The organism is Ornithinimicrobium jinqii, assembly GCF_045032595.1.
Taxonomy (GTDB): domain Bacteria; phylum Actinomycetota; class Actinomycetes; order Actinomycetales; family Dermatophilaceae; genus Ornithinicoccus.
The window spans coordinates 147,854-161,317 of record NZ_JBJFZS010000016.1 but is presented as its reverse complement, the minus strand read 5'-3'; the positions used below and the strand labels follow the sequence as shown (position 1 = coordinate 161,317).

Here is a 13,464-nt window from a genome sequence, read left to right as displayed (position 1 = left end):
CCGCACGGGCCGAGGGCGCGGCACCCCATCCGGGTGCCGCGCCCTCGGCATACCCGGTCCGACCCCGGTCAGCCCTTCTCGAGGTGACGGTCGCGCACCGCGACCCCGACGTCCGGGTGGTCGGTGAAGAACCCGTCCACCCCCGCTTCCAGGTATGCCGTGAGCTCGGCGTCGAGCCGCCCGTGCGCCTCGGGCGCGGTGCCGGTGCGCAGGTCGCGCGGGAGAAAGACGTTCTCCGCGCGGAAGGTCCAGGGGTGCACGAGCAGCCCGGCCTCATGGGCCTGGGCCAGCAGCGGGGTGACCCGCCCCAGGGCGTCGTCCGACGTGCGGTCGAGCACCATCCTCTTGTCCGGCCCGATCGCGTCGACGTCGCCGCGCAGCGCCCGCAGCCCCACCGGCGTCAGCAGCTCGCGGCAGGTCTGCGGCGTCCCGGCCGCCACGAGGTCGTGGGGCACCTCGTCCCAGCCTGCGGCCAGCAGCACCTGGCGCACCCGTGCGCCGAGCCCGTGCCGCAGCCGCCGCAGGCCGGTCGGCTCGAAGGACTGGACGAAGGCCGGGGCCCGAGGGTCGTCCAGACCCGCTGCGCGCAGCGCCTCCAGCAGCGGCTCCTCCAGGGGCAGCCCGAGGGACGCGAAGTGAGTGGGGTGCTTGGTCTCGACGTAGACGCCGATCTCGCGCCCCAGCTCCTCGGACAGCCGGGCACGCAGCACGAGCAGCTCGGCGAGGGTCGGCACGGCATGGTCACGGTCGTGCGCGGCGCTGGCGGGGCGCAGGTGCGGGAGCCGCTCCACCGCGCGCAGGGTCCGCAGCTCGGCGAGGGTCAGGTCCTCGGTGAACCAGCCGGTGACCTCGACGCCGTCGACCGTCCGCGTCGTGCGCCGGTGAGCGAGCTCCGGGCGGGTGGCGACGTCGGTCGTGCCCGAGATCTCGTTCTCGTGCCGCACGACGAGGACGCCGTCACGCGTCGCCACCACGTCCGGCTCGAGGAGATCGGCACCCTGCCGGGCCGCCAGCTCGTAGGCGGCCAGGGTGTGCTCCGGGAGGTAGCCGCAGGCGCCGCGGTGGGCGATGACGACGGGCGTGCGCACGGGGGCCAAGGTAGCGGCCCCATCGGGAAGCACCCGACCGGGCACTAGGCTGCGTGGATGCCCCGGTCCGACGCCGCCCCCGACGCCGTGCCCACGGTCGAGGCGCTCCCGCGTCGCGCCGGTGAGCTGGCTACCCGTGCGACACAACGGATGTCGGCGGAGCACACCTGGTTCCGGATGCTGCGCCCGGACGACCGTTCCTGGGTCTCGCTCGTCGCGCAGGCGGGCATCAGCGCCCTGCTCAGCTGGTATGCCGAGGGCGCCCCGGACAACGTCGTCTCCGGCGAGGTCTTCGCGACCGCGCCGCGCAGCCTGGCCCAGACCATCTCCCTGCGGCAGGCGCTCGAGCTGACCCGCACCGCGATCGCGACCGTCGAGGACGCGGTGCCCGAGCTCGTGCCGGCGGAGGAGCAGGCTGCCCTGCGCGAGGCGGTGCTGCGCTACTCCCGCGACGTGGCGTTCGCCGCGGCCGCCGTCTACGCAGGCGCTGCCGAGCAGCGTGGGGGTTGGGACGCCCGGCTCGAGTCGCTGGTCGTGCACGCGGTCGTGCGGGGCGAGGCCGACGACACCCTGGCCTCGCGTGCGGCTGAGCTGGGCTGGGAGGACGTGGCCGAGGTCGCGGTGGTGGTCGGTTCGATGCCGGAAGGAGACTCCGGTCCCGCGCTCACCAGCCTCCGCGAGGGGGCCCGGTCGCTGGGGAGGGAGTCGCTCACGGCCGTCCAGGGTCACCGGCTCGTCTGCATCCTCGGAGGTTCGACCGACCCGGTCGCCGACGCGACCCGGTTGGCGGCCCACTTCGGCCCCGGTCCGGTGGTGGTGGGTCCCCGCGTCCCCCACCTCTTCGCCGCCGGCCGCAGCGCCCGGGCAGCCCTCTCCGGGTGCGACGCCGCGCGTGCCTGGGCGACGGCTCCCCGACCGGTCGCCGCCGACGAGCTGCTGCCCGAGCGGGCCCTGCTCGGCGAGCAGCGGGCGCGACGGGCGCTCGTCGACCGCGTCTACCGCCCGCTGCGCGACCATCCCTCGCCGTTGCTCGAGACGGTGCAGGCCTACCTCGACAACGGCACCGCCCTGGAGGCGACCGCCCGCGAGCTCTTCCTGCACCCCAACACAGTGCGCTACCGGTTGCGCCGGGTCGGCGACCTCGTCGGCCTGGACCCTCAGGTCCCCCGTGACCGGTGGGTGCTGCAGGTCGCGCTCGCGCTCGGTCGGATGGTGGACCAGCCACGTCCGTGGCGCAGCGCGCGGTGACCCGTCCGGGCGGCGAGCGTCATATCCCTCGGGGTGGGGCTCTTTGGAGGTTTCCTACAAAGGATGGTGGCCCTTCTGGTGGGGATCGCCGACGTCGACTGGAGGTTTCCACCGGCAGAGTGAGGGGGTGCTTGTGATCGTCGCGCCCGGACAGGGCTCCCAGACCCCCGGTTTCCTCGCCCCCTGGCTCGAGCTGCCGGGCTTTCGCGACCGCATGGGGTGGCTCTCCGCCGTCGCCGGGCTGGACCTCGTCGCCCACGGCACGACCTCCGACGCGGACACCATCCGGGACACCGCCGTCGCGCAGCCCCTCATCGTCGCCTCCGGGCTCGTATCGCTGCTCTCGCTCTTCGCGCACCCGGCCGACGGCTTCCGGGTCGTCGGCGGCGGGGCCGGACACTCCGTGGGCGAGATCACCGCCGCCTCGGCCGCCGGCGTGCTGTCCGCCGAGCAGGCGATGGTCTTCGTCCGCGAGCGCGGCAGGGGCATGGCCGAGGCGTCGGCCGTCACCCCCACCGGCATGAGCGCCGTCGTCGGGGGCGACCCGCAGGAGGTCGCCGCCGCCCTCGAGCGTCACGGCCTCACCGCCGCCAACGCCAACGGTGCCGGGCAGGTGGTCGCCGCCGGGACGCGTGAGCAGCTCGACGAGCTCCGCGACGACGCACCGGCTCGCGCCCGCGTCATTCCGCTGCAGGTGGCCGGCGCCTTCCACACCCACCACATGCAGCCTGCCGTCGACCGGCTGGCGGGCTACGCCCGGGCCATCTCGACGCGCGACCCGCGGCTGCCGCTGGTGTCCAACGCCGACGGTGCCGTCGTGCAGAGCGGCCGCGAGGTGCTCGACCGCCTCGTCAGTCAGGTCTCCAGCCCGGTGCGCTGGGACCTGACGATGCAGACCTTCGCCGACATGGGTGTCACCGGGCTCATCGAGATCCCGCCCGCGGGCACCCTCGTGGGCCTGGCCAAGCGCGGGCTGCCCGGCGTCGAGACCCTCGCCCTGAAGACGCCGGACGACGTCGAGGCCGCGCGCCGGATGATCCGCGAGCACGGCGCCGGCCACCAGGACGAGCCGATGCAGCCGGCCTGGATGGTCGTCGTCTCCCCGGCCAAGGGCATGGTCGAACGGTCGGTGGCCGTGGACGACCACGTCGCCGCCGGCCAGCCGGTCGCCACCGTCGCCGGCCTGCGCGAGCAGGTGCCGGTCCCCTCCCCGCATGCCGGCCGGGCCGTCGAGTGGCTCGTCGAGCCCGGCGACCCCGTGAGCCCAGGCCAGCCCCTGCTCCGCCTCTACCCCCAGGAGGACTCCCTGTGACCGAGCGACCCACCCTCACCGTCCCTGCATCCCTGCGGCACGCCCGCATCCACGGCCTGGGGGGCTACCGGCCCGAGCGCGTCGTCCCCAACTCCGAGATCGTCGACCTCATCGACTCCTCCGACGAGTGGATCCAGCAGCGGTCGGGCATCGTGACCCGCCACCGGGCCCGCGCGGACGAGACGGTCGTCGACATGGCCGAGGCGGCCTCCCGCGAGGCGCTGCAGGCCGCCGGGGTGGAGCCGGGTCAGATCGGCGCGGTCATCGTGGCGACGGTCTCCCACCCCTACCAGACGCCCGCCGCCGCCCCGATCCTCGGGCACCGCCTCGGCATCCCCAACCCGGCCGCCTTCGACATCTCGGCGGCCTGCGCGGGCTACTGCTACGCGATCTCGCTGGCCAACGACATGGTCCGGGCGGGGACCACCGACTACGTCCTCGTCGTCGGCGTCGAGAAGCTCTCGGACTTCACCGACAAGCACGACCGGGGCAGCGCGTTCATCTTCGGCGACGGGGCAGGCGCCGCGGTGGTCGGCGTGTCCGACTTCCCGGGCATCGGGCCGACTCTCTGGGGCAGCCTCGGCGACCAGGCCGACGCCATCACCCAGCGCGAGGCCTGGACCGACCTGCGCCCCGTGATGGAGGACCCGGAGCGCACGGACCCGGTCCGTTGGCCCTCCATCGTCATGCAGGGGCAGACGGTCTTCCGCTGGGCGGTGTTCTCCATGGCCCAGGTGGCCGTGGAGACCCTCGAGGCCGCGGGTGTGACGGCCGAGCAGCTGGACGCCTTCGTCCCGCACCAGGCCAACATGCGCATCACCGACGCCATGATCAAGACGCTCAAGCTCCCGCCGCACGTGCCGGTCGCCCGCGACATCGCCGAGACCGGCAACACCTCGGCCGCGTCGGTCCCGCTGGCGATGTCGCGCATGCTGGCCGAGGGTGAGGCGAAGCACGGCGGGCTCGCCCTGCAGATCGGGTTCGGCGCCGGGCTGGTCTATGCGGCCCAGGTCGTCGTGATGCCGTAGTCCCCCCAAGTTCCCGGGGCCCGGCGGGTGCAGAAGTCCGGGTCGGCCCAACCGCACACCGAATGGAGAACACAATGGCCATGAGCGAGCAGGAGATCCTTGCGGGTCTCGCCGAGATCGTCAACGAGGAGACCGGGCTGGAGCCGGAGGAGGTCCAGATGGACAAGTCCTTCACCGACGACCTCGACATCGACTCCCTCTCGATGATGACCATCGTCGTCAACGCCGAGGACAAGTTCGGCGTCCGCATCCCCGACGACGAGGTCAAGAACCTCACCCACGTCAAGGACGCGGTGACCTACATCGCGAACAACCAGGGCTGACCCGCTGGTCCGGCGCGGGCGTCCGCTCCCGCGCCGGACCGCACCGGTCCTCCCCCGGACCCCCACCACATACCCCCGCCCCGGCGCGCCCAACCTGAGACCGCGCCGTCCGACCCCCGGAGGCCGAGCAGATGCCCACCCCGAACCAGACTCCCCGCCGCGTCGTCGTGACCGGGCTGGGTGCCACCACGCCTGTCGGCGGCACCGCCCCGGAGACGTGGGAGGCCATCCTGGCCGGCCGCTCCGGCGTCCGCACGCTCACCCAGGACTGGGTCGCCGAGCACGAGCTGCCCGTGACCTTCGCCGGACAGCTGCACACGAGCACCGACCAGGTCCTGACCAAGGTGGAGATCCGACGCAACGACCCCTCGGGGCAGTACGCCCTCGTCGCAGCCCGCGAGGCGTGGGCCGACGCCGGCTCGCCCGAGGTCGAGCCCGAGCGCCTGGGCGTGGCCATCGGCTCCGGCATCGGCGGGGTCTGGACCCTGCTGGACCAGTGGGAGAACCTGCGCACCCGCGGACCCCGGCGCGTCTTCCCGCTCACCGTCCCCATGCTCATGCCGAACGGACCGGCCGCCGCGGTGTCCCTCGACCTCACCGCCCGGGCCGGGGCCCACTGCCCCGTGAGCGCCTGCGCCTCCGGCGCCGAGGGTATGGGGCTCGCGCTCAACATGATCCGCAACGGCCGTGCCGACGTCATGGTTTGCGGGGGCACCGAGGCGGCCATCCACGCCCTGCCCATCGCGGCCTTCGCCTCGATGACGGCGCTGTCCAACCGCAACGACGACCCCGCAGCCGCCTCCCGCCCCTACGACATCGACCGCGACGGGTTCGTCATGGGCGAGGGCGCCGGGATCATGGTGCTGGAGTCCGAGGAGCACGCGCTCGCCCGCGGGGCGCGGATCTACGCCGAGATCGCCGGCGTCGGCATGTCAAGCGACGCCTACCACATCACGGCCGGCGAGCCCGAGGGCGCAGGCGCGGCGCGAGCGATGGAGGAGGCCGTCAGGGACGCCGGCCTGACCATGCGCGACGTCGTCCACATCAACGCGCACGCCACCTCCACGCCCGTCGGCGACCTGGCCGAGACGAAGGCCATCCGACGCGCCTTCGGCGATCACGCCGACGACATCGCCGTGACCGCCACCAAGTCGATGACCGGGCACCTGCTCGGCGCGGCCGGTGCGCTCGAGGCCGTGCTCACCGTGCTGGCGCTGCACGAGCGCACGGTCCCGGCGACGATCAACCTCGACAACAAGGACCCGCAGATCGACCTCGACGTCGTCACCGGCGGCCCCCGTCGGCTGGCGTCGGGCGACCTCGCCGCCGTCAACAACTCCTTCGGGTTCGGCGGGGTCAACGTGGCCCTGGCCTTCCGGAGCCACGGGTGACCGCTCGGTCCCCGAGCACCTCGTCCGTCCAGGCGGCCGCCGCCGCGTCGGACCGTGTCCGGCTGCCCAAGGACCAGGACCCACGCAACCCCCGGACGCGGATCGCTGCCTTCGTCGACGGCGGCAGCCTGGAGCTGCTGACCCCCGAGGACGGCTCCGGCTTCCTCGCGACCACCGGCACGGTGGACGGGACGCCGGTCGTGGTCTTCTGCTCCGACGCCACCATCCAGGGTGGGGCCATGGGGGTGGAGGGCTGCCAGGTGATCCTCCGGGCGTACGAGCGCGCGCTGCGGGACGAGGTCCCGGTCGTGGGCCTGTGGCACTCCGGCGGCGCCCGCCTGGCCGAGGGCGTGGTCTCGCTGCACGCCGTCGGGGAGGTGTTCGCGATCATGACGCGCGCCTCGGGCGTGGTCCCGCAGATCTCGATCGTGCTCGGTGCCGCGGCCGGCGGTGCCGCCTACGGTCCCGCCCTGACCGACATCGTGATCCTCGGCCCCGACGGGCGGGTCTTCGTCACCGGCCCCGACGTCGTGCGCTCGGTCACCGGGGAGGCGGTCGACGCCCTTCGCCTCGGTGGGCCTGAGCCGCACGGACGGCGCTCGGGCGTCGTGCACGTCGTCACCGAGACCAACGACGAGGCCTACGCGCGCGGCCGACTGCTGTGCACGCTGCTCGCCTTCCCCAGCCAGGGTGAGCTGGACCCTGCGGCGGTCGCCGACCGCGACCTGGCCGCGACGTTCCCGGAGTCGCCCCGGCGCGCCTACGACGTCCATCCGCTGGTCGACGACGTCTTCGACGAGGCCTCACCCGGGGCCAGCATCGAGCTCTTCCCCCGGTGGGCACCGAACATCGTGACCTCGCTGGGACGCCTCGGCGGTCGCACGGTCGGGGTCGTCGCCAACAACCCGATGCGGCTGGGCGGCTGCCTGGACTCGACCTCGGCCGAGAAGGCCGCTCGCTTCGTGCGCATGTGCGACTCCTTCGGCGTGCCACTGGTGGTCCTGGTCGACGTGCCGGGCTACCTGCCCGGGGTCGGGCAGGAGTGGGACGGCGTCGTCCGACGCGGCGCGAAGCTGCTCCACGCCTTCGCCGAGGCGGTGGTCCCGCGTGTCACCCTGGTGACGCGCAAGACCTACGGGGGCGCCTACATCGCCATGAACGCCCGGTCGCTCGGCGCCACGCGGGTCTTCGCTTGGCCCGGCGCCGAGATCGCGGTCATGGGGCACGTGGCGGCGATCCGCATCCTGCACCGTCGGCGGCTCGCCGAGGTGGAGGAGACCGACCGACCCCGCGTGGAGCTGGAGCTGGCCGACGAGCACGCACGGCAGACCGGAGGTCTCGCCCGGGCCGTGGAGATCGGGGTCATCGACGAGGTCGTGGAGCCGCGGCTCACCAGGTCGGCGCTGGCACGCGCGATCGCCCGGGCCCCGCAGCGCCGCGGCCGGCACGGCAACATCCCGCTCTGACGGCCCGGTAGGCTCGCGCACCTCATGCACATCCTGCGCGTCGCCAACTTCGTCAGCCCGACCTCCGGAGGCATCAAGACGGCGCTGCGCGCCTGGGGCGAGCACTACCGCGCCCGCGGCCATCGCGTCTCCTTGATCATCCCCGGTCCCGGCCAGGAGATCACCGAAGAGTCCCAGGGGATGGTCTACCGCGTCCCGGCGACACCGATCCCCGGGGCCGGCTACTCCCTCATCTTCAACAGGCCCGGCATCTCGCGGCTGATGGACGCGATCGAGCCGGACGTCATCGAGGTCTCGGACCGCTCCACCACCCGCTGGATGGGTCGCTGGGCGCGGCGGCGGGGCATCGGCTCGACGATGATCAGCCACGAGCACATGACCGGCATCCTCGTACGCCGCACACCGGTCCCGGAGCGGCCGGCGGTCTGGATGGCCGACCTCATGAACACCCGGAGCGCGCACGACTACGACGCGATCGTGTGCCCGAGCCGGTTCGCCGCAGAGGAGTTCTTCCGCCGGGGCATTGACGCGCACGTCGTGCCACTGGGGGTGGACCTCGAGATCTTCTCCCCCGTGGTGGACGTCCACACGTACCGTGCGCCCGCCGAGGGTCAGCCGGTGCATCTCGTGCACTGCGGGCGCCTCAGCCCCGAGAAGCGCCCGGCGCTGTCCATCGAGACGGTGCGCGAGCTCATCCGCCGCGGGATGGACGTGCACATGACGGTCTTCGGTCACGGGCCGCTGCGCGCGGAGCTGATGGAGCGCGCCAGCGACCTGCCGGTGGTTTTCCACTCCTACATCACCGACCGCACCGAGCTTGCTGCCCGGATGGGTCGGGCGGACGTCGCGATCGCCCCCGGCCCGCTGGAGACCTTCGGCCTGGCCGCCCTGGAGGTGCTCGCCTGCGGGGTGCCGACGGTGTGTACGGACGAGGGAGCCCTGCAGGAGGTGGTCGGCGAGGGAGGGTACGTGGCACCCTCCACCCCGGCCGCGTTCGCCGACGGCGTGGAGGCCCTGCTGGCGCGCCCACAGGCCCACGCCCGGGCCCGGGCGCAGGCGGAGCGCTTCAACTGGGGCGCCTCGGCGGAGCGGATGCTCGCGATCCACGAGTCCGTCCACCGCACAGCCGCGGCCCGCCGAGCGGGCTAGTCGCCCTCGGGCGACAGGCGGGCGGGCGGGCGGGCGGGCGGGCGGGCGGGCGGGTCAGCCGACCTTGTGCATCCAGGTCGCGGGGGCGCCCTCGCCGGCGTGGCGGAACTGCTCCAGCTCGGCGTCCCACGAGGCGCCGAGCGCCCGGTCCAGCTCAGCGTGCAGCGTGGCCAGGCTCCCGGCGCTCTGCGCCACGATGGTCCGCAGCCGGTCCTCGTTGACCACGATGTCACCGTTGGCGGACACCCGGGCCTGGTGGATGCCCAGCGCAGGGGTGTGCGTCCACCGCATGCCGTCGTTGCCGCGGCTGGCTTCCTCGACGACCTCGTAGCGAAGGCCGTCCCAGCCGCGCATGGCGCTGGCGATGAGAGCGCCCGTGCCGGCCTCGCCGGTCCACGAGAACTCGGTGCGCATGGAACCCGCCTGGGCCGGCTGGGGGACCCAGTCGAGGCTCACTCGGGTGTCGAGGACCCCCTCGAGGGCCCAGGCGATGTGCGGGCACAGCGCGATGGGCGCGGAGTGGATGAACACCACTCCGCGGGTCATGACTCGGGGCATGACAGCGGACATCCTGGCCTCCTGTGTGGTGAGGGACGTCTTCCCCAACGCTCTCGACCACGCTCGGAGCCTTTGCGGCCACCGTGCACCTACTGTGCGGTTGTGGTCACAGTGTGCTCTCCTTTCACTCCAGTATCAAGTGGTGGGTCCCGCGACGCGTGCGCTCGCCCGTCCGCTATCGTCTGCGGTGTCCCCATAGCCCCCGCCTGCTCGCTCACGCGCCGTCCTGTGATGCGATGCAGGCCAAGGCCGGTCTTCCGGCCTTAGATCGCCACACCAGTCACATGAATCGCCAGAAGTCACGACACGCGCCAAAGATTTGGCCATTTCGTGATCGTTTCGTAACCTAGACGAAGTTGCGTACGCGTTCCCGTGCTTCCGAGCTCGTCCCAGCAGTCCCGCTACGCAGCCCCCTGCAAGGTCCTGACACGACGGAGTCCCCTGGCTCCCTCACGTCCCGCTCGAGAGACGAGGCCAGTCCCCCATGGCCCTCGGAGGTTGCATGAAGTCCATCGGCAAGCACCGCTCTGCCAACCACGCCCCCCGCACCGGCGTCGCCGCCCTGATGATCGGCGGCCTCGTCGCGGGCACTGTGGCTACCGCTGGGGCAACGACGTTGAACCGCGCACCTGCCGACGACGACCGCCTGGCGTCCGCACTGACCGGCGACCTGTCGACCGTGGTCCCCGACGGGGACGGGTCCGCGCAGGCCGACCTTGAACGTGCCGCTCGCGCCAGCCTGCGCAGCGCCTCGCTGTCCGAGATGCGCGACCAGTCGGCCGCCGGCCGCAGCGAGGCCCGGACCGCGCCCGAGGACGCCGCCACGGTCGAGACCGTGCTCCGCCGGTCCGGCTTCACGGGTGAGACCATCGTCGCCGAGCCGGTCGAGGTCGTCGCCGAGGGCGAGACCACCGAGGGTTCCGAGGCCGCGGCCACCGAGGCCACGTCCGAGCCCGCCCAGCAGTCCGAGCCCACGCAGCAGCAGGCCACCCAGCCGACCCCGATCGAGCAGGCCACCCAGCCGACCCCGGTCGAGCAGGCCGCGGAGCCGGCCCCGATCGAGCAGGCCGCCGAGCCGGCGCTCGTCCAGCAGGCCGCCCCGGCCCCGGTCGGCGGCTCTGTGCTGTCGGTCGCCGCCGCCTACGTCGGCTCCCCCTACGTGCTCTACGGCACCCCGCCCCAGTCCTTCGACTGCAGCGCCTACACCTGGTACGTCTTCCAGCAGGCCGGCATCAGCATCCCGCGCAGCGTCGCGGGCCAGCGCGGCGCCGTCACCCCGGTCTCCGACCCGCAGCCGGGCGACCTGGTGTTCTACAACGACTGGCACCACGTCGGCATCTACGCCGGTGGCGGCATGACCTACGAGGCCCTCAACCCTGGCACCGGTGTGCGCTACGGTCCGATCCTCTCCTCCAACATCTGGTACGGCCGGCTCGGCTGACCGAGTCCGTCCCCGCCCGCCCCCGCTGTGCCCTCGAGGCCGCGGGGGCGGCGTCGTCTGCGGACCCTGGCCCCGTACCCGAAGGTGGCTGACGCCCCGGAAGGCCCCGTGCTAACGTCAAACATGCGCGTCGCCGACCTCATCAAGAAGAAGGGCAGTTCTGTCGTCACGCTGTCGCCGTCGGCGACCGTGCAAGAACTGCTGGACACCCTCGACGACCACAAGATCGGTGCCGTCGTGGTGCTCGACGACGACGCCGCAGTCGTGGGGATCGTCTCTGAGCGCGACGTGGTGCACCACCTGCGCGTGGGCAGCGGCCTCGAGGCTCCGGTCTCGGAGCTGATGACCGCGGACGTGCACTCCTGCACCGCCACCGACGACCTGGTCCAGCTGGCCACGACCATGACCGAGAGACGTCTGCGGCACCTGCCCGTCGTCGAGGACGGCTCCCTCCGGGGGATCATCTCGATTGGCGACGTGGTCAAGGCCCGGCTCGACGCCCTCGAGGCCGAGCGGGACCACCTGGAGAGCTACCTGCGCCAGTGACCACGGGGCCGACCGCTAGGATCTCACGGTCGGGGCCAGTAGCTCAGCCGGTCAGAGCAGCGGACTCATAATCCGTCGGTCCAGGGTTCAAGCCCCTGCTGGCCCACCACCCGAAGGTCACAATGCGGTGACAAACGGCATCGAACCCCTGCCGAACTCGTGACGAGGCACCCTGACCCCTACTAGGGTGCGGCCATGACGGACACACCCGCAGCAGCAGCACCGCACGGACAGAGCGCGCCACTCGTGGTGCTCGAGAACGTCAACAAGCACTTCGGCGACCTGCACGTCCTCATCGACATCAACCTCACCGTGCACGAGGGGGAGGTCGTCGTCGTGATCGGCCCCTCCGGGTCCGGCAAGTCGACGCTGTGCCGCACCATCAACCGGCTCGAGACCTATGAGTCGGGCACCATCACCATCGGCGGGCAGGACCTTCCGCAGGAGGGCAAGTCGCTGGCCAAGCTGCGGGCAGACGTCGGCATGGTCTTCCAGTCCTTCAATCTGTTCTCCCACAAGACGATCCTCGAGAACGTCACGCTCGGCCCCATTAAGGTCCGCGGCATGAAGGGCAAGGAGGCCGAGAAGCACGCGATGGCCCTCCTCGAACGCGTCGGGGTTGCGCACCAGGCCAAGAAGTACCCCGCTCAGCTCTCCGGCGGCCAGCAGCAGCGCGTCGCCATCGCCCGGTCCCTCGCGATGGAGCCCAGGGTGATGCTCTTCGACGAGCCGACCTCGGCCCTTGACCCCGAGATGATCAACGAGGTGCTCGACGTCATGGTCTCGCTCGCCAAAAGCGGCATGACGATGATCGTCGTCACCCACGAGATGGGCTTTGCGAGGAAGGCCGCGGACCGCGTGGTCTTCATGTCCGACGGGGCCATCGTCGAGGAGAACACCCCCGAGGAGTTCTTCACCAACCCCCAGTCAGCCCGTGCCAAGGACTTCCTCGGCAAGATCCTCACCCACTGAAGGAGAACCACTGTGAAGCACTCCCCCTTCCGCATCGCCGCCGTCCTGGCGGCCTCCGCCCTGGCGCTCAGCGCCTGCGGCTCCGACGACACCGGAGACGACGACGCTGCCGGCGGCGAGGACACGAGCGACACGCAGGACGCCGGCGCCACCGAGGGTGGCAGCGACTCCGGCGAGGGTCTGACCATCGGCATCAAGTTCGACCAGCCCGGCCTGGGCCTCCAGGAGGGCGACGCCTACTCCGGCATGGACGTCGACGTCGCCATCGCCGTCGCGGAGGCACTGGGCTACTCCGAGGACGACATCACCTGGCGCGAGGCTCCCACGCCTCAGCGCGAGAACTTGCTGACCACCAACCAGGTGGACATGGTGTTTGCGACCTACTCGATCACCGACGCCCGCAAGGAGGAGGTGCAGTTCGCCGGCCCCTACTTCGTCGCCGGTCAGGACCTCCTCGTCACCGAGGACAGCGACATCGCGGGGCTGGAGGACCTGGAGGGTCGCCTGCTGTGCTCCGTCACCGGGTCGACGTCGGCCAACAACGTGCAGGAAGAGGTGCCCGGCGTCCAGCTTCAGGAGTACGGCACCTACTCCGAATGCGTGGAGCAGCTGGCCAACGGCACCATCGACGCGCTGACCACCGACGACACCATCCTGGCGGGCTACGCGGCCCAGAACCAGTACGCCGGGCAGCTGCGCGTCGTCGGCGCTCCCTTCAGCGAGGAGAACTACGGCGTCGGTCTCAACAAGGAGTCCGAGCAGTGCGAGGAGATCAACGAGATCCTCCAGGGGTTCTGGGAGGACGGGACCATGGAGGAGATCATCGAGGCGAACCTCGGCGCCGCCAACTACACCGCCAACCCTGACCTGAACCCCCCGTCCGAGATCGGTGGCCACTGCGGCTGAGGCCGCGCGGCGTGCTCATCCCGGCCGGCACACCCC

The 13,464-nt window shown here is 72.1% G+C and carries 13 protein-coding genes and 1 tRNA gene; 12 read left to right on the top strand and 2 right to left on the bottom strand.

Features of this window, described 5'->3' with window-relative positions; all coding sequences use genetic code 11:
* Window positions 1–68 precede the first annotated feature (68 nt).
* Window positions 69–1,088 (bottom strand): glycerophosphodiester phosphodiesterase family protein, encoded by a 1,020-nt coding sequence (locus tag ACI3ET_RS07520; RefSeq protein ID WP_405032384.1) that lies wholly within the window; start codon window positions 1,086–1,088, stop codon window positions 69–71.
* Window positions 1,089–1,145: 57 nt separating this feature from the next.
* Between ACI3ET_RS07520 and ACI3ET_RS07515 the strand changes: the two genes are divergently transcribed.
* The 7 genes from ACI3ET_RS07515 to ACI3ET_RS07485 all read left to right on the top strand — a co-directional run bounded on the left by ACI3ET_RS07515 (window position 1,146) and on the right by ACI3ET_RS07485 (window position 9,005).
* Complete coding sequence (locus tag ACI3ET_RS07515; protein WP_405032382.1) at window positions 1,146–2,336, top strand: PucR family transcriptional regulator; 1,191 nt, start codon at window positions 1,146–1,148, stop codon at window positions 2,334–2,336.
* A gap of 127 nt (window positions 2,337–2,463) precedes the next feature.
* Window positions 2,464–3,648 carry an acyltransferase domain-containing protein gene (locus tag ACI3ET_RS07510; protein ID WP_405032381.1) on the top strand — a complete coding sequence of 395 codons (1,185 nt, stop codon included), beginning with the start codon at window positions 2,464–2,466 and terminating at the stop codon, window positions 3,646–3,648.
* On the top strand, window positions 3,645–4,676 hold the full coding sequence (locus ACI3ET_RS07505; protein WP_405032379.1) for a beta-ketoacyl-ACP synthase III: 1,032 nt from the start codon (window positions 3,645–3,647) through the stop codon (window positions 4,674–4,676). Before ACI3ET_RS07510 ends, ACI3ET_RS07505 begins: the two co-directional genes overlap by 4 nt.
* Before the next feature lie 74 nt (window positions 4,677–4,750).
* On the top strand, window positions 4,751–4,999 hold the full coding sequence (locus ACI3ET_RS07500) for an acyl carrier protein (protein WP_405032378.1): 249 nt from the start codon (window positions 4,751–4,753) through the stop codon (window positions 4,997–4,999).
* A 131-nt stretch (window positions 5,000–5,130) separates the two neighbouring features.
* Window positions 5,131–6,390: a beta-ketoacyl-ACP synthase II gene (fabF, locus tag ACI3ET_RS07495; RefSeq protein ID WP_405032377.1), complete on the top strand. Its 1,260-nt coding sequence runs from the start codon at window positions 5,131–5,133 to the stop codon at window positions 6,388–6,390.
* Window positions 6,387–7,856 (top strand): acyl-CoA carboxylase subunit beta, encoded by a 1,470-nt coding sequence (locus ACI3ET_RS07490; RefSeq protein ID WP_463671527.1) that lies wholly within the window; start codon window positions 6,387–6,389, stop codon window positions 7,854–7,856. Before fabF ends, ACI3ET_RS07490 begins: the two co-directional genes overlap by 4 nt.
* 24 nt (window positions 7,857–7,880) lie before the next feature.
* Window positions 7,881–9,005 carry a glycosyltransferase gene (locus ACI3ET_RS07485; protein WP_405032376.1) on the top strand — a complete coding sequence of 375 codons (1,125 nt, stop codon included), beginning with the start codon at window positions 7,881–7,883 and terminating at the stop codon, window positions 9,003–9,005.
* Window positions 9,006–9,059: 54 nt separating this feature from the next.
* Here ACI3ET_RS07485 and ACI3ET_RS07480 read toward each other — a convergent pair whose 3' ends face one another.
* Window positions 9,060–9,563, bottom strand: coding sequence for a DUF3145 domain-containing protein (locus ACI3ET_RS07480; RefSeq protein WP_405032375.1), 504 nt, complete (start codon window positions 9,561–9,563; stop codon window positions 9,060–9,062).
* A 502-nt stretch (window positions 9,564–10,065) separates the two neighbouring features.
* Here ACI3ET_RS07480 and ACI3ET_RS07475 point away from each other — a divergent pair.
* The 5 genes from ACI3ET_RS07475 (at window position 10,066) to ACI3ET_RS07455 (ending at window position 13,428) form a co-directional block, all read left to right on the top strand.
* Window positions 10,066–11,004 carry a C40 family peptidase gene (locus ACI3ET_RS07475; RefSeq protein ID WP_405032374.1) on the top strand — a complete coding sequence of 313 codons (939 nt, stop codon included), beginning with the start codon at window positions 10,066–10,068 and terminating at the stop codon, window positions 11,002–11,004.
* A 123-nt stretch (window positions 11,005–11,127) separates the two neighbouring features.
* Complete coding sequence (locus tag ACI3ET_RS07470) at window positions 11,128–11,550, top strand: CBS domain-containing protein (protein ID WP_405032373.1); 423 nt, start codon at window positions 11,128–11,130, stop codon at window positions 11,548–11,550.
* A gap of 32 nt (window positions 11,551–11,582) precedes the next feature.
* Window positions 11,583–11,659: transfer RNA gene (locus tag ACI3ET_RS07465), tRNA-Ile, on the top strand.
* Between the two features lie 86 nt (window positions 11,660–11,745).
* The gene (locus ACI3ET_RS07460) at window positions 11,746–12,522 is read left to right on the top strand and encodes an amino acid ABC transporter ATP-binding protein (RefSeq protein ID WP_405032372.1); all 777 of its coding nucleotides are present in this window, start codon (window positions 11,746–11,748) and stop codon (window positions 12,520–12,522) included.
* A 12-nt stretch (window positions 12,523–12,534) separates the two neighbouring features.
* A complete protein-coding gene (locus tag ACI3ET_RS07455; protein WP_405032371.1) occupies window positions 12,535–13,428 on the top strand; it encodes a glutamate ABC transporter substrate-binding protein in 894 nt (297 codons plus the stop codon).
* Window positions 13,429–13,464 lie beyond the last annotated feature (36 nt).